The sequence below is a fragment of the Streptomyces sp. NPDC040405 genome (genome assembly GCF_055595765.1).
Genome location: NZ_JBVIVI010000013.1, coordinates 144,660 through 163,886, shown reverse-complemented (window position 1 = coordinate 163,886; position 19,227 = coordinate 144,660). Strand labels below are relative to the sequence as shown.

18 protein-coding genes are annotated in these 19,227 nt (G+C 71.9%); 7 read left to right on the top strand and 11 right to left on the bottom strand.

The window, feature by feature from the left end; all coding sequences use genetic code 11:
- Positions 1-40 precede the first annotated feature (40 nt).
- Positions 41-1,435, top strand: a complete 1,395-nt coding sequence (locus ACZ59A_RS37660) for an MFS transporter (RefSeq protein ID WP_470968405.1) — start codon at positions 41-43, stop codon at positions 1,433-1,435.
- 39 nt (positions 1,436-1,474) lie between these two features.
- Here ACZ59A_RS37660 and lpdA read toward each other — a convergent pair whose 3' ends face one another.
- Positions 1,475-2,875 carry a dihydrolipoyl dehydrogenase gene (gene lpdA, locus ACZ59A_RS37655; protein WP_470968402.1) on the bottom strand — a complete coding sequence of 467 codons (1,401 nt, stop codon included), beginning with the start codon at positions 2,873-2,875 and terminating at the stop codon, positions 1,475-1,477.
- 30 nt (positions 2,876-2,905) lie between these two features.
- On the opposite strand from lpdA, the gene ACZ59A_RS37650 reads away from it, so the two are divergent.
- Positions 2,906-3,280, top strand: a complete 375-nt coding sequence (locus ACZ59A_RS37650) for an RNA-binding S4 domain-containing protein (protein WP_470968400.1) — start codon at positions 2,906-2,908, stop codon at positions 3,278-3,280.
- Positions 3,281-3,292: 12 nt separating this feature from the next.
- On the opposite strand, the gene ACZ59A_RS37645 is transcribed toward ACZ59A_RS37650, so the two are convergent.
- From ACZ59A_RS37645 to ACZ59A_RS37635, 3 genes are read right to left on the bottom strand one after another with little or no spacing between them, the layout of a single operon-like run.
- Positions 3,293-4,546 carry an NAD(P)/FAD-dependent oxidoreductase gene (locus ACZ59A_RS37645; RefSeq protein WP_470968397.1) on the bottom strand — a complete coding sequence of 418 codons (1,254 nt, stop codon included), beginning with the start codon at positions 4,544-4,546 and terminating at the stop codon, positions 3,293-3,295.
- Entirely contained in the window at positions 4,543-5,973 is a 1,431-nt protein-coding gene (locus tag ACZ59A_RS37640; protein ID WP_470968395.1) for an FAD-dependent oxidoreductase, read from the bottom strand. The genes ACZ59A_RS37645 and ACZ59A_RS37640 overlap by 4 nt, the downstream gene beginning before the upstream one ends.
- Positions 5,974-6,017: 44 nt before the next feature.
- Positions 6,018-7,493 carry an FGGY family carbohydrate kinase gene (locus tag ACZ59A_RS37635; protein ID WP_470968392.1) on the bottom strand — a complete coding sequence of 492 codons (1,476 nt, stop codon included), beginning with the start codon at positions 7,491-7,493 and terminating at the stop codon, positions 6,018-6,020.
- A gap of 271 nt (positions 7,494-7,764) precedes the next feature.
- Between ACZ59A_RS37635 and ACZ59A_RS37630 the strand changes: the two genes are divergently transcribed.
- Positions 7,765-8,772 carry a hypothetical protein gene (locus ACZ59A_RS37630; protein WP_470968390.1) on the top strand — a complete coding sequence of 336 codons (1,008 nt, stop codon included), beginning with the start codon at positions 7,765-7,767 and terminating at the stop codon, positions 8,770-8,772.
- An 82-nt stretch (positions 8,773-8,854) separates the two neighbouring features.
- Positions 8,855-10,375, top strand: a complete 1,521-nt coding sequence (locus tag ACZ59A_RS37625) for an amino acid permease (RefSeq protein WP_470968388.1) — start codon at positions 8,855-8,857, stop codon at positions 10,373-10,375.
- An 88-nt stretch (positions 10,376-10,463) separates the two neighbouring features.
- On the opposite strand, the gene ACZ59A_RS37620 is transcribed toward ACZ59A_RS37625, so the two are convergent.
- Positions 10,464-11,705, bottom strand: coding sequence for an FAD-dependent oxidoreductase (locus ACZ59A_RS37620; protein WP_470968385.1), 1,242 nt, complete (start codon positions 11,703-11,705; stop codon positions 10,464-10,466).
- 185 nt (positions 11,706-11,890) lie between these two features.
- Here ACZ59A_RS37620 and ACZ59A_RS37615 point away from each other — a divergent pair, with 185 nt between their 5' ends.
- Positions 11,891-12,619 carry a peptidoglycan-binding domain-containing protein gene (locus tag ACZ59A_RS37615; RefSeq protein WP_470968382.1) on the top strand — a complete coding sequence of 243 codons (729 nt, stop codon included), beginning with the start codon at positions 11,891-11,893 and terminating at the stop codon, positions 12,617-12,619.
- Between the two features lie 36 nt (positions 12,620-12,655).
- Here the strand turns inward: ACZ59A_RS37615 and ACZ59A_RS37610 are convergent, their stop codons facing one another.
- From ACZ59A_RS37610 to ACZ59A_RS37600, 3 genes are all read right to left on the bottom strand, one after another.
- Positions 12,656-13,975 (bottom strand): CAP domain-containing protein, encoded by a 1,320-nt coding sequence (locus ACZ59A_RS37610; RefSeq protein WP_470968379.1) that lies wholly within the window; start codon positions 13,973-13,975, stop codon positions 12,656-12,658.
- 211 nt (positions 13,976-14,186) lie between these two features.
- Positions 14,187-14,606 carry an SRPBCC family protein gene (locus ACZ59A_RS37605; RefSeq protein ID WP_470968376.1) on the bottom strand — a complete coding sequence of 140 codons (420 nt, stop codon included), beginning with the start codon at positions 14,604-14,606 and terminating at the stop codon, positions 14,187-14,189.
- Positions 14,607-14,680: 74 nt separating this feature from the next.
- Positions 14,681-15,181, bottom strand: a complete 501-nt coding sequence (locus ACZ59A_RS37600) for a DinB family protein (protein WP_470968373.1) — start codon at positions 15,179-15,181, stop codon at positions 14,681-14,683.
- Positions 15,182-15,327: 146 nt separating this feature from the next.
- Between ACZ59A_RS37600 and ACZ59A_RS37595 the strand changes: the two genes are divergently transcribed.
- Together ACZ59A_RS37595 and ACZ59A_RS37590 are read left to right on the top strand one after the other, a co-directional pair.
- Complete coding sequence (locus ACZ59A_RS37595) at positions 15,328-15,927, top strand: helix-turn-helix domain-containing protein (protein ID WP_470968371.1); 600 nt, start codon at positions 15,328-15,330, stop codon at positions 15,925-15,927.
- 42 nt (positions 15,928-15,969) lie between these two features.
- Positions 15,970-16,926: an Imm49 family immunity protein gene (locus ACZ59A_RS37590; protein WP_470968368.1), complete on the top strand. Its 957-nt coding sequence runs from the start codon at positions 15,970-15,972 to the stop codon at positions 16,924-16,926.
- A 33-nt stretch (positions 16,927-16,959) separates the two neighbouring features.
- Here the strand turns inward: ACZ59A_RS37590 and ACZ59A_RS37585 are convergent, their stop codons facing one another.
- Genes ACZ59A_RS37585 through ACZ59A_RS37575 form a run of 3 tightly spaced genes read right to left on the bottom strand, consistent with a single transcriptional unit; the run spans position 16,960 to position 19,174 of the window.
- Positions 16,960-17,340 carry a nuclear transport factor 2 family protein gene (locus ACZ59A_RS37585; RefSeq protein ID WP_470968366.1) on the bottom strand — a complete coding sequence of 127 codons (381 nt, stop codon included), beginning with the start codon at positions 17,338-17,340 and terminating at the stop codon, positions 16,960-16,962.
- Positions 17,337-18,236: an SIR2 family NAD-dependent protein deacylase gene (locus ACZ59A_RS37580; RefSeq protein ID WP_470968363.1), complete on the bottom strand. Its 900-nt coding sequence runs from the start codon at positions 18,234-18,236 to the stop codon at positions 17,337-17,339. The genes ACZ59A_RS37585 and ACZ59A_RS37580 overlap by 4 nt, the downstream gene beginning before the upstream one ends.
- Positions 18,233-19,174, bottom strand: coding sequence for a protein-ADP-ribose hydrolase (locus ACZ59A_RS37575; protein ID WP_470968361.1), 942 nt, complete (start codon positions 19,172-19,174; stop codon positions 18,233-18,235). The genes ACZ59A_RS37580 and ACZ59A_RS37575 overlap by 4 nt, the downstream gene beginning before the upstream one ends.
- Between the last annotated feature and the right edge of the window lie 53 nt (positions 19,175-19,227).

Below are 19,227 nucleotides of genomic sequence, written 5' to 3'. Positions count from 1 at the left end.
GCCGGATGCGCCCGCCGGACCCCAGGAAGGATCGCCACCAGTGTCCACCTCCCCCTCCCCCACCCTGTCCAAGGGAGCCGCCCGGCGCCCCGACGGCGACCGGCCCCCCACACTGCGTACCCGCTGGGCCGTTCTCGCCGCCGACTTCATGGTGCTCGGCCTCAACTACGCCGACCGGGCAGCCATCGGCGTCGCCGCGCCGTACATCATCAAGGAATACGGCTTCTCCGAGACGGCGTTCGGCTGGATCCTCAGCATCTTCGCCGTTTCGTACGCACCCTTCGGGCTCATAGGCGGCTGGGCCGCCGACCGTTTCGGCCCCCGCAAGGCCATGGGCTGGGCGGCTCTCGCCTGGTCCGCCTTCACCGCCGCCACGGCGGCGGGTGCCGGATTCATCAGCTTCATGATCATCCGGATTCTCTTCGGCGCCGCCGAAGGCCCCCAGGCGACCGTCACCGCCAAGCTGATGAACACCTGGTTCCCACGGCGGGAGCTCGGCACGGCCATCGGCGTCGCCAATGCCGCCACTCCCCTCGGCGGAGCCGTCGGAACCCCCATCGTGGTCGCCATCATCGAGGCGACGAACGGCAACTGGCGTGCGCCCTTCATCATCTTCGGCATCGTCGGCGTGCTCTGCGCAGTCGGCTGGTTCGGCGTCGTACGGGACACCCCTGAGCAGCACCCCTGGATGAAACCCGCGGAACTGCGCGAGATCCGCGGCCCGGAGCGCGAAGCAGCGGCGACGGGCAAGGGCAGCACCGGTACCGAAGCGGCAGGGAACGAGGAAGAGCCGTCGGCCCTGCCGGGTGTGTGGACTTACGTCGCCCGGCCCGTCATCTGGGCCACGGCCCTGGCCTACTTCGGCTACGCGTGGATTCTCAACGTCTTCCTGACCTGGTTTCCCACCTATATGGTCAGCGAGCGCGGCATCGATCTGGACCACCTGGCCATCGCCGGTGCCATCCCATGGGTCGGCGGCTGCATCGGCATGATCGCGGGCGGCATCACCACGGACTGGCTCGTACGCCGCCTGGGCGCCGCCGCCACCGTACGCCGCTGGACGATCGTGATCTGCCTGATCCTCGCGGCGGCGCTCTTCGGTGGCATCTCGTTCGTCGGAAGCGCCGTCGAGGCCGTGGCGCTCATGACGGTCATCATCTTCCTGCTCTATTTCACGGGTGCGCAGTACTGGACGGTGGTCGCCGAGGAGGTCCCCGGGCCGCGCTACGGGACCGTCGCGGGCGTCGTGCAGTTCATCGCCGGGTGCGCCGGATTCCTCGCCCCACTCATCACCGGAGCCGTGGTCGACCACGCACACTCGTGGACGACAGCGTTCACGACCGCGGTCGTCATCGCCATCGCCGGGGCACTGCTGCTGGCCATGGCCGGACGCAGCAGGACGGCACACGGCTCCGCGGGGGCCGGGGGGTCATGACCCGACGGCGGAGCGTTCGCGGGCGGTGGGGTGGGGCTGTCACAGGTTGACCATGTGTCCCGCGAGGCCGTGCACGGCCTCCTTGACCGCCTCGCTGAGCGTGGGGTGGGCGTGGATGTTGCGGGCGACCTCGTGGACCGTCAGGTCCCATTGCTGGGCGAGGGTGAGTTCCGGGAGCAGTTCGGTGACCTCGGGGCCGATGAGGTGGCCGCCGAGGAGTTCGCCGTGGCGTCCGTCGCTGATGAGCTTCACGAAGCCGCTGGGGTCGCCCAGTCCGTGGGCCTTGCCGTTGGCGGTGAACGGGAAGGTGGCGACCTTGACGTCGAAGCCGCGCTCGCGGGCCTGGGCCTCGGTCCAGCCGAAGCTGGCGATCTGCGGCTGGCAGAAGGTGGCCCGCGGGATCATCACATAGTCGAGTTCCATGGTCTCCGCGTCGGCGATGGTCTCCGCCGCGACGATGCCCATCGCCTCGGCGGCGTGGGCGAGCATCAGCTTGGCGGTCACGTCGCCGACCGCGAAGATGTGCGGCACGCTGGTGCGGCACCGGCTGTCGACGTCGATGGCGCCCCGGTCGGTCAGCCGGACCCCGGCGCGGTCCAGCCCGTAGCCCTGCACCCGCGGCCGGAAGCCGATCGCCTGGAGCACCCGCCCGGCCTGCAGGGTCTGGCGCTGGCCGCCGGTGGTCACCATGACCTTGGCGGCGGGGCCCGCGTCGTTGATCGCCTCGACCCGGGTGGAGGTGAGGATGTTGATGCCGAGCCTGCGGTAGCGGCGGGTCAGTTCGGCGGAGACGTCCTCGTCCTCCAGGGGGACGATCCGGTCCAGGAACTCCACGAGCGTCACCTGCACCCCGTAGCTGTGCAGGATGTACGCGAACTCGACGCCGATGGCGCCCGCACCCGCGATCAGGACGCTGCCGGGCAGGTCCGGCGCGAGAATCTGCTCCTCGTAGGTGACCACCCGCTCGCTGAGCGAGGTGCCGGGCAGCAGATTGGCGGTGGCGCCGGTCGCGATGACGCAGTGGTCGAAGGAGACGGCCTCCACCCGGCCGTCGGCGAGCGTGACCCGCAGCGTGTGGGGGTCGGTGAAGGTCCCCCGCCCGTCGTACTGCGTGATCTGGTTCTTCTTCATCAGGTAGTGGATGCCTTTGACCCGGCCGTCCGCCACCTTCCGGCTGCGCTCGTAGGCCACCCGGTAGTCCAGGCTCAGCTCGCCGTTCACCCGGATGCCGAAGGTCTCCGCCTCATGGGTGAGCAGATGGGCCAGCTCGGCGTTGCGCAGCAGGGCCTTGGACGGGATGCAGCCGACGTTCAGGCAGACGCCGCCCCAGAACCGCTCCTCGACGACGGCCGTGCGCAGGCCCAGCTGCGCGGCGCGGATCGCCGCCACATAGCCGCCCGACCCCGCCCCCAGGACCACGACGTCAAAATGTGCGCTCATGCGTCGCACCTTAGACATTAGAGTCGGGGTATGGCTTCAGACGAGGGGTCCGTTCGGGTCGACAGCTGGATCTGGTCCGTGCGGCTGACAAAGACGCGTTCAGCCGCCGCCTCGGCCTGCCGGGCCGGGCACGTGCGCGTCAACGGGGAACGCGTCAAGCCCGCCCATGCGGTGCGGGCGGGTGACGAGGTGCGGCTGCGCCACGCGGGGCGGGACCGGGTCGTGGTGGTGTCGCGGATCGTGCGCAAGCGGGTCGGGGCGCCCGTGGCGGTCGAGTGCTACGTGGACAACAGCCCTCCGCCGCCACCGCGGGAGCAGGCCGTGCCCATCGCGCTGCGCGACCGCGGCGCGGGCCGCCCGACCAAGCGCGACCGGCGGGACATGGAGCGGCTGCGCGGACTGTGACACCGGGGGCTGTCACTCCACGCCGATCCGTACCGGGCCGCCGTGCGCGTCGGCCCGGGCGATCCAGTCGGCGGACAGATGGAGCGGGCGGCCCGGGGCCACCGTGCGCCGGACGCGCTGCCGGTGCAGCGTACGGCCGTCCTGGCGGACCACGAGCACCGGCCGGGTGAGGAACGCGGCGCTGCGCAGGAGGAAGCGGCCGTACGGCGGGGGCGGGCCGTACGGGGCGATCCGGCCGGGCGCCACCCAGTGCAGGGGCGCGTCGGTCCGGACCGGCAGCGGGGCCTGTGGCCACGGCTCACCGGCCAGATGGCGCAGGACCGGACCGGCGGCGAACCGGCCGTCCAGCGCGGCGGTGGCGGCCGTTTCGACGGGGTGCAGCAGGTTGCCCACGGCGAAGACCCCGGGTTCGCGGGTGCGGAACCCGGCGTCGGTCTCCGGCCCCCGGGTGCCGGGGTCGAGGGGGATTCCGGCGCTGCGGGCCAGTTCGTGGTCCGGGATCCAGTCGCCGGTGAACACCACCGTGTCGCAGTCGATGGTCGCGGTCCGGCCGTCCCGGTGCCCCACGCGCACACCCGTCAGCCGGCCGCGGCCGGTCAGCCCGGTCACGGTGGTCTCGGTGAGCAGCGGAACGCTGTGGCGCAGCCGGGCGCCGATGCGGCTGGCCGGGTGGGCCTGGTGGCGGGGCAGGCCGGTGACCATGGCGGCGACCTCGACCCCGGCGCGGCGGAGGGTGTCGACGGCGGAGTAGCCGACGCGTTCGGCGCCCACGACGACCGCCCGGCGGCCGACGCTCTGGTGGTGCACATGGACGGCCTGCTGCAGCTGCCCGGTGGTGTAGACGCCCGCGGGCCGGGTGCCGGGCACCAGTCGCGCGCTGCGCGGGCGTTCGCGGGCGCCGGTGGCGAGGACCACGGCCCGGGCGGTGACGCGCTCCAGCCCGGTCGGCGCGGTGAGGTCCACGGTGCGCGGTCCGGCCCATCCGGTGGCGGTGACGCCGGTGCGCAGGCTGACCCCGGCGCTCAGCGCGGCGGCGATGTGGCGGCGGGCGTACTTCGGGCCGCTGAGCATCCGGTGCAGATCGCGCAGGCCGAATCCGGTGTGGTGGCAGTGGCGGGGGATGCCACCGGCGTGCTGCTCGCGGTCGATGACCTCGACGCTGTCCACTCCGGCCTCGGCCAGCCGGGTGGCGGCGTCGAGTCCGGCGGGTCCGGCGCCGATGACCAGGACGTCCACCGTGCGAGGGGTGCGGTCGGCGGTGGTCATCGGCGGGCCTCCGTAGGTGCGGCCGCTGGGGTGGCGCGGGCCTCGTCGAACTGGGCGCGTACGGCGGCTCCGCAGAAGAAGCCCTGGCAGCGGCCGCTCAGCGCGCGGGTGCGGCGCCGCAGTCCGTCGAGGGAACCCGGTGGCACGGTGGCCCGCAGGGCGTCGCGGATCTCGCCGCGGGTGACGCGCTCGCAGTGGCACACGACGGTGCCGTAGGCGGGGTCGTCGGCGATGAGGTCGGCGCGCTGGTAGGGGCGCGGGAACGCCTCGCCGATGTTCGGCATCCGGGGTGGTTCGAGTTCCCGCACGGGGCCCGGGTCGAGGCCGCAGCGGGTGAGCAGGTCCCGGACGTGTGCGGCGATGGCCATCGAGGCGGTCAGCCCGGTGGAGCGGATGCCGCCCACGGCCACGTAAGCCTGCTCGGGGTGGGCGCGGATCTGGAAGTCGGCGTGTTCGGTGGCGGCGCGCAGCCCCGCGTAGACCGCGGTGACCTCCTCGTCCAGCAGCTCGGGCATGATGCGGACGCCCTTGTCGCGGAGCAGGGACAGCCCGGCGGCCGAGGAGCCGGTGGCCTGCTTGTCGTCGAGATCCTCGGCGGTGGGGCCGAGCATGACGTTGCCGTAGACGGTCGGCGACACCAGCACGCCCTTGCCGAGTGCCGTGGGGACCGGCAGCAGGATGTGGCCGACGAGGTCGCGGGCGAACTTGTCGAAGACGATGAGCTGGCCGCGCCGCGGGGTGACGCTGAACTCGGTGTGGCCGAGCCGCCGGTCGATCTCGTCCGAGTGCAGTCCGGCGGCGTTGACCAGATAGCGGGCGCGCAGCGGGCCGCGGCTGGTGGCGATTTCGTGGTGGCCGCCGGTGGTGATGGCTCCGGCGGTGCAGTTGAGGTGCAGGTCGACTCCGGCGCGTACCGCCTGGGTGGCGTAGGCGAGGGTGGTCGTCCAGGGGCAGATGATGGACTCGCCGGGGACTTCGAGGGCGCCGAGGGCACCGGGCCCCAGATGCGGTTCGCGCGCGTACACCTCGTCCGCGGTGAGGATCCGGGTGTCGTGGCAGTCGTTGCGTCCGGCCTTCTCCGCGAGGGCGGGCAGCGCGGCGAGCTGTTCGGAGTCCCAGGCGACGAGGAGGGCGCCGAGCGGTTCCACCGGGATGCCCGCCTCGGCAGCGTAGGTGTTCAGCCGCCGGTAGCCCTCGCGCACCAGTTGGGCTTCCAGGGTGCCGGGGGTGGCGTCGAAACCGGTGTGCAGGATCGCGGTGTTGGCCTTGGAGGTGCCGTCGCCGACGTCGTCGGCGGCCTCCACGAGGGCGATGCGCGGCCGGTACGCGGCGAGTTCGCGGGCGATGGCGGTGCCGACCACCCCGGCGCCGATGATCGCCACGTCGTAGACCTCGCCGGGAAGGTCACCCGTGGTCGTTACGGTCATGCTGGGTTCCTCGGCTCCTGGTGCGGTTGCTCAGTGGCGGATGCTCAGTGGCGGTTCAGCAGCGCGGCCACGGCCGACCGGAAACCGGCCCGGCGCTCGGCGGCCTCGTCCGCGCCGATCCGCGGTGTGTAGACGGCGGCCGGTTTCCACTCCGGGACGGCGCCGGCGAGCGGCAGGCCGGGGTCGAGGCCCAGCCGGGCGACGGCGCCCACGCCGAGGGCGGTGACATCGGGCAGGGCGGACACTTCGACGGGCAGTTGCAGCAGGTCGGCCTGGGCCTGCATGAGCAGCGCGGAGCGGGTGAGGCCGCCGTCGGCCCGGAGGACGGTGAGCGGTGCGCCCAGGTCGTCGGCGGCGGCGTCGGCGATCTCGGCCACCTGGGCGGCGATGCCCTCGCACAGGGCGCGCACCAGATGGCCGGGGGTGGTGTCGAGGCCGAGGCCGGTCACCGAACCGCGGAGGTCGCCGCGCCACCACGGGGCGGCGAGTCCGGCGAGCGCCGGTACGAAGGTCACTCCCCCGGTGTCCGGCACGGAGCCGCCCACCGGGTCGAGGTCCTGGGGCCCGCCGATCACGCCCATGCCGGTGAGCCAGCGCACGGCGGAGGCGGCGGTGTACACCTGACCGTCGAGGCAGTAGCTGGTGTTCCCGCCGAGCCGCCAGGCCACGCAGCTCACCAGGCCGCTGGTGCCGCGGCGGGGCCGGGCTCCGGTCTGGGCGAGCAGGAACGCGCCGGTGCCGTAGGTGCATTTGGCGGTGCCGGGCTCGGTGACGCTCTGGGCCAGCAGGGCGGCCTGCTGGTCGACGAGGAGGCCGGTGAGCGGGATCTCGCCGCCGAAGGCGGTGGTGGTGCCCACCATGGTGTCCGCGTCGACGACCCGGGGCAGCTGTTCGGCCGTCAGGCCGTAGATGTCCAGGGCCTCCGGGGACCATACGACGCCGTCGAGGTCGAGCAGCCCGGTGCGCCCGGCGGTGGCCGCGTCGGTGACGAACGCTCCGGTGAGCTGGTGGATCAGCCAGACGTCGCTGGTGGTGACGACGCCCTCGCGGGTCCGGTGGCGGCGCAGCCAGGCCATCTTGGGCGCCGCGAAGTACGGGTCGAGGGGCAGCCCGGTGAGTTCGCGCAGGGTGTCGGCGTGTTCCGCGAGGTCCGCGCACACCGTCTCCGCCCGCCGGTCCTGCCACACCAGGGCGTCGGTCAGCGGGGCGCCGGTCGCGGGGTCCCACACCAGCACCGTCTCGCCCTGGTTGGCGAGGCCGACCGCCACGACCGGCTCACCGGCCCGCGCGAGGGCCTGGCGTCCGGCGTCGAGGACCGACGCGAGGAGTTCGGCGGGATCGGCCTCGACCAGCCCGCCGGCGAGGTGGCGCGGGTGTACGGCCACTTCAGCGGAGCCGAGCACACCGCGCTCCGGGCAGAGGACCAGCGCCTTGGTGCCCGAGGTGCCTTGGTCGACGGCGAGCACCGCTCCGGTAGCGGGAACGGCCGGTGTGCGGTGGGGGCGCTCTGCTGGCAGCATGTCCGGTTCTTCGGTGGGATCGTTCGGTGGCGGCGGGAGATCTTGGCTGAAAGCGTGGTGCAGCGACGAGGCCGCGTCAAGAGCGCATGTCCGGTGTCCGCTTGGTGGACACCGCCCCTGGTCCCGGCGCCGGATCTCGCGGTTCCCGGGCCGGATGCGGCCCCTGGCCCCCTTGAGTCATGACGGGTTGCCTATAGGATCCCGGCATCCACTCGTCATGCCCTGGAATCCGTCGCGCCCGGTACATCACGCTCCGTCCGAAAGTCATCCGATGCCCGAGGAAGTGTTCCGCCCCGTCTACCACCCGGCGGGTTACGACAGCGGACTGCGCATCGCGCTGCAGGACGTGCGCACGGGCCGTTGGATATCGATGCGCGAGCTGCTGGCCGGGACACCGACGTGGGCCCAGTGGACGCAGCGCACCCAGGTGCTGGCCGCGGTGGCGGCCGGGTCCAACGTGGTGGAGGCGTGGCGGGCCGAGGAGCCGCACAGCGTCGCCGCGCTGGTGATGTACACCCGGGTGCTGGTGGAGCGGGCGGTGCGGGCCCATCGCGAGGGGCACCAGCGCACCCGCGAGCTGTGGCGGGAGGCGTGGGAGTCCTGCCAGCTGGCCGCGCACAACTCCCCGGCGGACCCGGTCCCCTGGGTGTGTCTGCTGGCGCTCGCTCAGCTCGACAAGGAGCAGCGGCTGCCGGAGCACCGGGCGGAACCGCCGGGGCCGTTGCTGTTCCCCGGACCGTGGGGCCTGCTGGCGGAGGCCGACCGGCGCGATCCGTACAACCGCGAGGCGTACCACCGGATGCTGCAGTTCGTGTACGCGCGGCGGGCGGGCGGTTCGCTGGCCGAGGCGGTCAACTTCGTGCAGTGGGTGGTCTCGGGGCCGCCCGAGGGATCCCCGCTGCATGTGCTGCCGCTGTTCGTCCACGTCGAGCGGTACCGCGAGGAGCGGGGCTACGAGAAGGCCCTGGACCTGCATTGGGCCACCGAGGACGCGGCGCGGGACGCCGACAGGGCACTGCGCCTCTGGTTCGACCACACGGACCGGGAATCCAGCTCGCTGCTGGACCTCAATCATCTGGCGCACGCCCTGTGGGGCGCGCTGCAATTCCCCGAAGCAGCCCGGGTATTCGAGGCGCTCGGGCCGTATTTCACTCCACTCCCCTGGGCCTATCGCACGCCCGACGCGAATGACCGTCATCAGGCCGAGGACATGTTTCTGCGCGCCAGGGTCCGCTGTCTCTCGGGCGCGCGCGGAAACAGACCCGGCTCCGGCGGCTGAGCCGTCCGTTCACCCCCGCGTTTCCCGCCTGTTTTCCCTGACCTCTGCTGACCGTCCCCGTTCCCCTCCCGGAGGTACGTTCATGTCCACGCCCTGGTCGCGTTCCGTTCCCACACCCCAGCAGGACGAAGAACAGAGACTGCGCGAGCTGGGATATCAGCCGGTACTGGCCCGCCGCATGGGGAGCTTCGGCAATTTCGCCATCAGCTTCTCGGTCATCTCCATTCTGTCCGGCTGCATGACCCTGTACGGGTTCGGGCTGGACACCGGCGGCCCCTCGGTGATGCTGTGGGGCTGGGCCGGTGTCGGTCTGTTCGTACTGTGCGTGGGTCTGGCGCTGGCGGAGGTCACCAGCGCGTACCCGACCTCCGGTGCCCTCTACTACATGGCCGACCGGCTCGGCGGCCGCGCCTGGGGCTGGTACACCGGCTGGCTCAATCTGCTGGGCCTGCTGGGCGCGATCGCCGGTATCGATTACGGCGCGGCCCAGTTCACCGGCGCGCTCCTCAATCTCCAGTGGGGTTTTGAACCCACCCCGCGCTCGACCATGGTCATCTTCGTCTGCATTCTTTTGCTGCATGCCACACTGAACTTGTTCGGAGTGCGTCTGGTCAGTCTGCTCAACTCGATCAGCGTGTGGTGGCACTTGGTGGGAGTCGGGATCATCGTCGGGGCGCTGGCGATCATTCCGTCCCATCATCAGTCGCCCGAATTCGTCTTCACCGAGTTCGTCAACAACACCGGCTGGTCGAATCCCCTCTATGTCACCGCCATCGGTCTGCTGCTGGCCCAGTACACATTTTCCGGGTACGACGCCTCGGCGCATCTCTCCGAGGAGACGTCCAACGCCTCCGTGTCCGCCGCCCGTGGCATCGTGCGCGCCATCTGGGTGTCCTGGGTGGCCGGGTTCGTGCTGCTGGCGGGGCTGACGTTCGCCATCCAGGACTACGCCGGTACGCAGAAGAGCGCCACCGGGGTGCCGCCCGCGCAGATCCTCATCGACGCCCTCGGCACCGGCGGCGCCACGGCCATGCTGCTCATCGTCATCGCCGCGCAGCTGTTCTGCGGGAACGCCGAGGTGGCGGCGGCCAGCCGGATGGTGTTCGCGTTCAGCCGGGACGGCGCGCTGCCGGGCTCCCGGCTCTGGCGGCGGGTCAGCACCCGCACCCAGACCCCGGTGCTCGCGGTGTGGCTGTCGGTCACGGTGGCGTGTCTGCTGGCCCTGCCGTCCCTGTACTCGGAGACCGCGTACGGCGCGGTGACAGCCATCAACGTCATCGGCATCACCCCGGCCTACGCGATCCCCATCTTCCTGCGGCTGCGCGCCGGGGACCGATTCCAACGAGGGCCGTGGCATCTCGGCCGCTGGAGCAAGCCGATCGGCTGGATCGCGGTGGTGTGGGTGGCAGTGGTGACGGTGCTGTTCTGCCTGCCGCAGTCCAACCCGGTGACGGTCGATTCGATGAACTACGCGTCGATCGCGCTGGCCGCGGTGCTCATCCTGGCCACCATCTGGTGGTTCGTCGCCCGCCGTTCGTACAACACGCCCTCCGCCTACGGTTCCGCCCGCGAGGAGGCGGAGATCGCCGAGGGCATCGTCTGAACCGCGGGGCTGCGGGGCCGGGTACGCAGATACGTTTCTGCGCACCCGGCCCCGCAGTCGTGCCCGGCCCTGCAGTCGTGCGCGTTCACTAGTCCCCGCGCAGCAGCGACGAGACGGGGGGACGCTCGCGCTTCGCGCCGTACGCGAGGAAGTACGCCGGGGCCCGCTTGAGCCACGGCGCCTTCGTCAGCACCTCCGCCAGCCGCAGCGGCTTCCGGCCGTCGCCGAGCGGTGACCGCCCCGCGAGCAGCGGCGCGATGACCCGTGCGTGGGCGATCCGCTGGAGCGCCTGGGTGCCCGCGGCGGTGGGCCAGCGGCGGCGCTGAACGGCGCGCACGTCGTGGAGGCCCACGGTGCCCTCGCGCAGCGGTCCGGCCAGATGCCGGGCGGCGGCGACGGCGTCCTCGACGGCCAGGTTGATGCCGATGCCGAAGACGGGCGACATGGCGTGCGCCGCGTCGCCGATGCACAGCAGCCCGGGCAGGTGCCAGCGGTGCAGCCGGTCCAGCCGTACGTCCAGCAGCTTCACCTCGTCCCAGGAGCGCAGCTCCGGCTCGCGGTCGCCCATCCACGGGGTGGCGTCCGCGAACGCGGCCAGAAAGCGGTCCAGACCGTCGGCGCGCCGGGTGGCGTCGGCGCCCTTGGGGATCAGCACGGCGCACTGCCAGTAGTCGCCGCGGTCGATCATGGCGGTCAGGAAGCGGTCGCCGACGTTGCCCACCAGCCCCCTCGGGTCGTCCTCGTGCCGCGGCAGCCGGAACCACCAGGCGTCCATCGGGCAGGAGAACTCCCGCAGTCCCAGCTCCGGCAGCCGACGGGCCAGCGAGCCACGGCCGTCGCAGGCCACGGTGAGGGTGGCCCGCAGCTCACCGCTGTCGCCGTCGGCGGTGCGGTAGCGCACCCCGGTGATCCGGCCGCCCTCCTGGAGGAAGGAGGTGGCCTCGGTGTTCATCCGCAGCCGGAACGACGGCTCCTTACCCGCCTCGTCCGCCAGCAGGTTCAGCAGATCCCACTGCGGCACCATCGCGACGTAGTTGTACGGGCCCGGCAGCGCGCTCAGATCGCCGACGGTGAACAGTTCGCCGTCCACGCCGATCGGCAGCTGGACGGAGTGGACATGACGCTGCGGCAGCGCGGCGAACCGCTCGGCCAGGCCCAGCTCCTCCAGCAGGGCCAGGGTGCTGGGGTGCACGGTGTCCCCGCGGAAGTCGCGCAGGAAGTCGCCGTGTTTCTCCAGGACGGTGACGTCCACGCCCGCCCGGGCCAGCAGCAGCCCGAGGACCATCCCGGCGGGACCCCCGCCCACCACGCAACATGTGGTCCGCTCCATCGATGTGCTCCCTTCGGGGTGCTTCCGGGGCCGTTCCGTATCGATTCCCTCCGGACGCCCGGTGCCGGGCGCGGCAGTCGGGTGAACGTCACGGCCCCGCGATCGCCGGATGGCGAACGGCTTGAGTCTTCCCGGACTTCCGTCCGTATTCCCCGCTGAATGGCGTGGGGCACAAGGAGGTCTGTATGGCAGCCGAAACCGATCCCGACCGGACGGGCGGGCGTCACGTGATCGAGCCGACCGCGATCTTCCGTCCGGGAGCGGAGTCCGGCGAGGATCTGGACGGGCCGGTGGAGGAATGGATGGAGGACCTGCATCTGTTCCGGCCCCCGGGCGAGACGGACGAAGCGCTCCCTCCGGAGGCGCACCGGCTCGCCGAGGACGAAACACAGGAGATCCATGACCGCGTCCCGGCGTCCGACTCCTGGGCCTCGGTGGACCCGCCGCCCGAACCCGCCGCCCCGACGCCCGCGACGGTACGGCGCCACCCCCGCACCGCCGTACTGATCGTCGCCGGGGTCGGGCTGGGCGTCGCCCTCGCGCTCGTTCTGCTCCTCCCGGGCGGCGCTGCCATCAGCGTCGCCTCACCGGGCGGCGGCCCCACGGCCTCGGACGCCGGCCGCTCGCCGACCGCGTCCGCCGCCCCCACCACGGCGGTCCCGGCGCCGCCGGGGAGCGGGGCCGGGGTGCTGAGCCCGGGAGACAGCGGTCCGCAGGTCTCCGAGCTCCAGACGCGGCTGCTGAAGATTCCCGACGTCTATCGGGACGGACAGGTCAACGGCCGGTACGACCAGAGCCTCACCGAGGCCGTGGCCCGCTTCCAGCTGTGGTACGGGATCCGCGGGGACGAGGACGGGGTGTACGGCGACGACACGCGGCGCGATCTGGAGTCCCGCACCGGCACCCTCACCTGACGGGCGGGCGGCGCGATGGGGCGGCGCACGGGGTGGCTAGCGGCTCGCGCCGAAGACCTGCGTCCAGTAGGTCCCGGCGCGGCTGCCCGTGGCGTAGCCGACGCCTATGTGCGTGAAGTCGGGCTTGAGGATGTTGGCTCGGTGGCCGGGGCTGTTCATCCAGCCCTGGACCACCTCCGCCGGGCCGCGCTGCCCGCACGCGATGTTCTCGCCGATGCCGGGGTGGGTGGCCCCGGCGGTGGCGGCCCGGTCCCAGGGCTGACGGCCCTCCGGGCTGGTGTGGTCGTAGAAGTCGCGGGCGACCATGTCGTCGCTGTGCGCCTGCGCGGCCACCGTCAGCCGCGGGTCGGGGGCCAGCGGCGCCAGCCGGGCGGCGGCACGCTCGGCGTTGGTCAGCGCGATCACCTCGGACGCGAGGCGGCGCAGCCCGTCCGCGGTGAAGGGCCGCGCCCACACCGCCGTCCAGAACACGCCCCCGGCGCCGGATGCCCGGCCGATGCCCACATGGGCGACCGCCGGGTCCCGGAACGGGCCGCGGCGCTCCTCGCCGGACAGGCAGTAGTCCACGAACGCGTCCGGGGTGCGCGGCCCGGAGACGAGGTGCTCGGCGACCGTGAGCGGGGCGTAGCCGCTGGCCGCGATGCGGTGGAAGAGCGACGTCCCGTCAGGGCTCTCCGCGCCGAGCGCACCGTGGGCGGCCATGGCCGCCGCGTGGGCCTCGGCGGCCCGGGTGAGCCGCGGGTCGAGGGTCACGGGCGGTACGCCGTGCCGTGACCGGGCGGCGTTGACGATGCCGAGGACCCCGTCGCCGCCGTCGCCGCTGGGCGCTGGCATGGGCGGCGGGGGCTCGACCGAATGGCTCGCGGTGCCGTCGTCCGCGACATCGACGCCGAAGTCACGCGCGACCCCGGCCAGCCCGTCCGCGTACCCCTGACCGATCGCCCGCACCTTCCACCCGGTGCCGCGCCGGTAGATCTCGGCGAGCAGCAGCACCGTCTCGGCCCCGGGGCGCGGCGGGGCGAACCGGGCCAGCGGAGCGGCGCCGCTTCCTGCGACGGTGACGCTCATGACGGGCGCGGGCAACCGGCCGAGCGGGATGCCGGGGTCGGCGGGGCTGACGACGACGGTGACCCGGCTGGCGCCGGGGCGCAGCCGCTCGGGCCGCACGGTGACGGTGTCTCCGTCGACCCGGGTGCCGGGGGCGGTGGGCTGGTTGAAGAAGACGAAGTCGCCGTCGCCCGTGACCTTTCCGTCGTCGCCGGTGATCAGCACGGACAGGTCGAAGGGGCCCGGGACGCGGATGGTCAGCGTGCCGTCCGGCAGCGGCTGGTTGCCGCCGGGCACCAACTCGGCCATGAGTCCCCTCCTCGCGCACCGCGGGTCCACCAGGCCAACGGCCCACCCCCGGCCGGGGTTCCCGGCCACGGCTCTTCCGGACGGGCTGAAGGCAGGGAGCGTTCAGCGAGTTGATGGGCATGGAGACCTACGAACGTGTCCAGGACGCCACCGCGGCCGAGTCACTTGTGTTCGTGGACGGATCCGCCGCGATGTCGGGGCGGCGTAGGCGTCACTGGCACTCCTCGGCGTAGCGGGCCAGCCCTTGCGCCATGCCCTGCATGAACTTCTGGAGGTAGCGCGGCATGACCCAGCCCAACAGCCAGCTCGTCTCGTACTCGCCGTACCAGTGGATGACCGTGCCTGAGCTCGCTGTCGGCTTCAGCTCGATGCGCGCGTGATAGTTGTGCATCGACGAGTTGAACGCGTCTTCGTAGGCCAAAAGGCGCTGCTCGACCTTCTGGGTCAGCCTCTCCCCGGTCACGGTGCGTCCCGTTCGGAAAGCCCGGACGGCACCGACGCCGTCGTCGCCGCCGGGGTCGAGGTCGACCGACCGTGTCGTATCCAGGCTGTCCACCTTGGACCACAGCGGCCAGCTTGCGGCATCGACCAGCAGCTTCCAGACGATCTCCGGCGAGGCGGAGGTGGTCACTGTGACATCGTATGTGTGCATGTAGAGGGCTCCTGTGAGTGGATGCGGTCGGTCAAGCACCTGGAGAAGGTGGATCAGCGGCCGGTCGTGCCGTCGATGAGTTCGCGGAGGATGTCCGCGTGGCCCGCGTGTCGGCCGGTCTCCTCGATCATGTGCGTGAGTGCCCAGCGGATGCTGGGAGCGGGGCGGCCCGACCGCGGTCGAGGAACCGGTGCGCCCAGATCGGTGCACCCATCGAGAACGGCGTTGGCGCGCTCGACCGCACCTCGGTAGCGGGCGACGACATCGGCCTTGCTGTCCGCCGGTGCGGCCTGGAACGTCGCCTGCCAGTCGGTGACCTCGTCCCCGAGGAACATCGAGCGCTCGACGAAGGTCAGATGGTTGAGCAGGCCGAGCAGGTTCGTACCCGACGGCACCGCGGCTGTTCGCACCTGCGGCTCGGGGGCGCCGTCGGCCTTCGCGGCGATCGAGGTCCGTAGGTAGTCGAGGAATCCACGCAGAACCTCGATCTCGCTGCCTCCGGTCCTGGGCGGTGGAGTGTCGCCGTGGCGGTTGCGGCGCGTGGTGCTGGGCAACAGTGGTCGCCTTCCTTCGTCAGGGGCGGCGTCGTGGTCCGAGGGCCAACGCGTCACCGGGCGGCAGTTGTGCCGTCATGAAGCTCAGTCTTGCCAGGCACTCCACGACCTGGCACGGAATCTTGCGGTTACGGCAAGATGATCTGATGGATCGCAAGACGGACGACGACGTGCTCGACGCGGTGGGACCGCGGCTTCGTGCGCTGCGCCGTGACCGCGGCCTCACCCTCGCCGACCTCGCGGCGACGACCGGCGTGTCGGAGAGCACTCTGTCCCGGCTGGAGAGCGGGCAGCGCCGGCCGAGCCTGGAACTGCTGCTGCCGCTGGCCCGTACCTATGACGTTCCGTTGGACGACCTTGTCGGTGCCCCACGCACTGGCGACCCCCGGATACACCTCAAGCCGATCAGGCGGTTCGGGATGACGTTCGTGCCCCTGTCCCGGCAACCGGGCGGGGTGCACGCGTTCAAGATGATCATCCCCGCCTCGCCGGAACCACTCGAACCGACCCCGCAGACCCACGAAGGCTTCGAATGGCTCTACGTGCTCAGCGGACGCCTGCGGCTCGTGATCGGCGAGCGCGACCTGACACTGCCGCCCGGTGAGGCAGCCGAGTTCGACACGTCCCTGCCCCACTGGCTGGGCAGCGCCGACGGCGGCGTGGTCGAGCTGCTCATCCTGTTCGGCCTGCAAGGGGTGCGTGCGCACATCACGCTGGCGCAGGGCAGTGTCCGTAGCCGCTGTTAGCGTGCCACCCACGTGAGGACGATCATGAGGAGATGGCGTTCGATGCAGGAAGTGGCGCGCCACACAGTCGGCGACGGGCGCATAGCCCAGGCGCTCGACGACATCGTTGGACGGACCGTTGGGCGGTGGCACGGGTTGCGCTACGACGATCCGTCCCCGGAGCGGCTGAAGGAGATGCGGGACGAACTGCTCGACCACGTCGCCGCCCGTACCGTCGAGGACCCCGCTCTCGGCGACGAGTTGTCGCGCACGGCACTGCGGACCGCGGCGGAGTGCTCCCTGGGAGTGTTGAGCGTGGGCTGCTTCCCCAATGGCGACCAGGAGGTCGACTTCCCGCTCATCGGCAAGCAGCTCACCAGCGAGAACGTCACCTTCGGCGACGCCGTCGAGCAGGCGCCCACGGCCGAGACATGGCTCGACACCTTCGCGATGTGCCTGGTCAGCGGCCTGGTGTGGGAATGGCGACGGGTGGTCGGGCTGCTGCTGCGGGGCGACTACGCGCCCACGATCCGCAAGGGTGTGCCGTACTCGAAGCTGACCTCTGTGTCGGATCCGGCGGACCTCGCCGCGATGGACGCCCTGTGCCGCTATCTGACCGAGGAGAGCGGCCATCTGCCCCGCGACTGGCCTACCGTGACGCTGCGCAAGCCGGACGCGGACGAGCGCGCCGAGGCAGCCCGGCGACTGGACGAGGTCGGCCGCCTGACACCGGACCACCTTCTGCTGCGCGCGCTCCTCGACGATGACCAGCGAGCCTTCGAGCAGGCTCTGGTGGACCGGCTCGTCGAGCACCGGGACGGCGCGGGCCCCGATCCCTCGCCCAGGACTCTGCTGCCGGTCGGTGCCGTCGCCGTCGCCGCTCTCGCGGTCCAGGTGCACGGGTGGGAGCTGAACGTCCGGTCCGGCTATCTGCCGCATGCCCTGCTGGGCTCTACGGACGCACTTCGGCAGGCGGCGGACGCCGGGCCGAACGACCTGGGCGTCTGGTACGCGAAGTAGGGCTTGCTCATGATGGGAACGGCTGGGGCCTGGTCAGAACATGGTGTTGCCGTTCTTGGAGGTGGCCGGGATGACCTGGAGGACGTCCCAGTGTTCGACGATCTTGCCATGGGTGTCGAAGCGGAAGATGTCGATGCCCGCGTACTCCTCGTCGGGCCAGGTCTGGTGGCAGTGCAGGACGACGTGGTCGCCTTCGGCGAAGGCACGTGGGAATTCGACATGTTTGCCGGGGTACTCGGCGGCCATGCGGTCGAAGTAGTCGATGAATGCCTGCTTGCCGTCGGCGACGTGCGGGTTGTGCTGGATGTAGGTGTCGCCGACGTAGCGTTCGATCGCCTCGGCGGGTCGGCACTGGTTGAACATCAGGTCGTAAAACGCTTTGGCCGTGGCCTTGTTCTGCTGCAGGTCGCTCATGGGGTCACCGTAGGGTCGGGCGCCGGGTACGGCGCGTCGAGTGCGTTGAGTGCGTCGAGCAGGCGCTCGGCGTCGAAGGGGATGGACAGGGCCCGGTCGGCGAGGTCGGCCGGAGTCTCCGGATGGGTGGGGTTGACGCGTATGAGGCGCGCGCCGGGGCAGCGGCGGGTGAGGTGCTCGCCGGGCCACCGGACGACGCCGGGTGTGTTGAAGCCCGCGCCGAGTTCCAAGACGAGCAGGCGGGTGTCGGCGGGGGGCGTGCTCAGCCAGTCCTGGAGACGGCCGCCGGCGGGGCGGTAGGGGGCGTCGATGAACTCGGGGCCGATACGGACGTTGATCTCGACCTCGCCGCCGCAGTTCGGGCAGCGGGGCAGGGCCTGGGGGTCGGTGACGGCGCCGGTGGCCGGATCGTATGCGGCGAGGAGGCGTTCGACGAGTGGTCCGCTGTCCCAGGTGGCCGGGGTACAGGGGGTGCTGCACTGGTAGCGGCCGTAGTCACCCTGCGGGGTGAAGACGCGGTCCGGGGCGAAGCCGTTGCGCGCGAACAGGGCGTCCACGTTGGAGGTCATCACCCAGTGGTCCGTGTCGCCCACGAGCGCGCGCAGCCTCTGGTAAAGGGGGTTGGCGGCGGGGTTGTAGCGGATGTCGTTGATGTGGACGGCCCAGTAGCCCCACAGCAGGGCCGGGGGCAGTGGCACGCCGACCAGGTAGCGGGAGCGCAGGCCGAGCCGGTGCAGGGCCGGGAAGAGTTCCCGGAAGCGGTCGGCGTCGCCGTAGTCGTATCCAGCGGCGGCACTCAGTCCGGCCCCGGCGGTGACCAGAATCCGGTCGGCGCGGTCGAGCCAGGCGCGGACCGTGTCGGCGGCGGCCTCCAGGTCGGATTCCGGTTGGTTCATCGGGGCCTTCCCTCGGTCAGGGCGTGGAGGTAGGCAGCGCGGTCGTCGTCCGCGTACACGTTGAAGATCACGCGGTCGAGCCGCCCGGGGTGCTCTTCGAGCCAGTCGGCCACGGTGTCCAGGGCGGTACGCGCGGCGGACGCCTTGGGATAGCCGAAGACCCCGGTGCTGATGCCGCAGAACGCGATCGTGCGGAGATGGTCCACCTCGGCCGCGAGGTCGAGACCGGCGCGATAGGAGGCCGCCAGCGCCCGTTCGTGCTCCGGGTGCAGCGGGCCGTCGACGACGGGTCCGACGGTGTGCAGGACGTAGCGGGCGGGCAAGTGGTAGCCGCGGGTGATCTTGGCGGTGCCGGTCGGCTCCGGACAGCCCTGCAGGGACATGATCGTGTGGCAGTCCTCGCGCAGGCGGGGCCCGGCCGCGGAGTGGATGGCGTTGTCGATGCAGGCGTGCAGGGGTTGGAAACAGCCCAGGAGTGCGTGGTTGGCGGCGTTGACGACGGCGTCCGCGGCCAGCGTGGTGATGTCGCCCTGCCAGAGCACGGTGTGGCCGGCCGCCGCGTAGGCGGTACCGGCGTCGGTCTCGGCGATGGTGGGCAACTGGTAGGGGTCGGTGGTGGGGCGTTGCTGCCGTTCGCCGGTCAGCAGGGTGTCCAGCAGGCTCATCGTGTCCGTCGGCAGAGGGCCGGGCTCGCGCACGGTGAGCACCGCGCGCAGCAGCCGCCGGGCCGCATCGTCGTCCATCCGGTCGAGGTCCGGCCCGTGTACGGGGAAGCGGGCGGCCGCGGGTTCCCGTAGCAGCCGGTCGAGCGCCGCCCGGGTCGAGGCGGGCAGAGGGTGGGGGCCAGGTGCGACCGCGGCGGGGCGAAACGGCTCGTCCAGGCGTACGCCGGCGCGGTAGGCGGCCAGGGGCAGGGCGGACGGAACGGGGCTGGTCACGGTGTTCCTTCGTCGGCACGGCCCCGGGGGCGGCGCGTGGGCTGCGGCGCCCC

Bases quoted from the DNA above. Each gene is read 5' to 3' on its own strand.
- ACZ59A_RS37630 (WP_470968390.1), top strand. From the start codon at position 7,765: ATGCCCGAGGAAGTGTTCCGCCCCGTCTACCACCCGGCGGGTTACGAC.
- lpdA (WP_470968402.1), bottom strand. From the start codon at position 2,875: ATGAGCGCACATTTTGACGTCGTGGTCCTGGGGGCGGGGTCGGGCGGC.
- ACZ59A_RS37635 (WP_470968392.1), bottom strand. From the start codon at position 7,493: ATGCTGCCAGCAGAGCGCCCCCACCGCACACCGGCCGTTCCCGCTACC.
- ACZ59A_RS37595 (WP_470968371.1), top strand. From the start codon at position 15,328: ATGGATCGCAAGACGGACGACGACGTGCTCGACGCGGTGGGACCGCGG.
- ACZ59A_RS37645 (WP_470968397.1), bottom strand. From the start codon at position 4,546: ATGACCACCGCCGACCGCACCCCTCGCACGGTGGACGTCCTGGTCATC.
- ACZ59A_RS37585 (WP_470968366.1), bottom strand. From the start codon at position 17,340: ATGAGCGACCTGCAGCAGAACAAGGCCACGGCCAAAGCGTTTTACGAC.
- ACZ59A_RS37590 (WP_470968368.1), top strand. From the start codon at position 15,970: ATGCAGGAAGTGGCGCGCCACACAGTCGGCGACGGGCGCATAGCCCAG.
- ACZ59A_RS37615 (WP_470968382.1), top strand. From the start codon at position 11,891: ATGGCAGCCGAAACCGATCCCGACCGGACGGGCGGGCGTCACGTGATC.
- ACZ59A_RS37650 (WP_470968400.1), top strand. From the start codon at position 2,906: ATGGCTTCAGACGAGGGGTCCGTTCGGGTCGACAGCTGGATCTGGTCC.
- ACZ59A_RS37640 (WP_470968395.1), bottom strand. From the start codon at position 5,973: ATGACCGTAACGACCACGGGTGACCTTCCCGGCGAGGTCTACGACGTG.
- ACZ59A_RS37580 (WP_470968363.1), bottom strand. From the start codon at position 18,236: ATGAACCAACCGGAATCCGACCTGGAGGCCGCCGCCGACACGGTCCGC.
- ACZ59A_RS37625 (WP_470968388.1), top strand. From the start codon at position 8,855: ATGTCCACGCCCTGGTCGCGTTCCGTTCCCACACCCCAGCAGGACGAA.
- ACZ59A_RS37610 (WP_470968379.1), bottom strand. From the start codon at position 13,975: ATGGCCGAGTTGGTGCCCGGCGGCAACCAGCCGCTGCCGGACGGCACG.
- ACZ59A_RS37620 (WP_470968385.1), bottom strand. From the start codon at position 11,705: ATGGAGCGGACCACATGTTGCGTGGTGGGCGGGGGTCCCGCCGGGATG.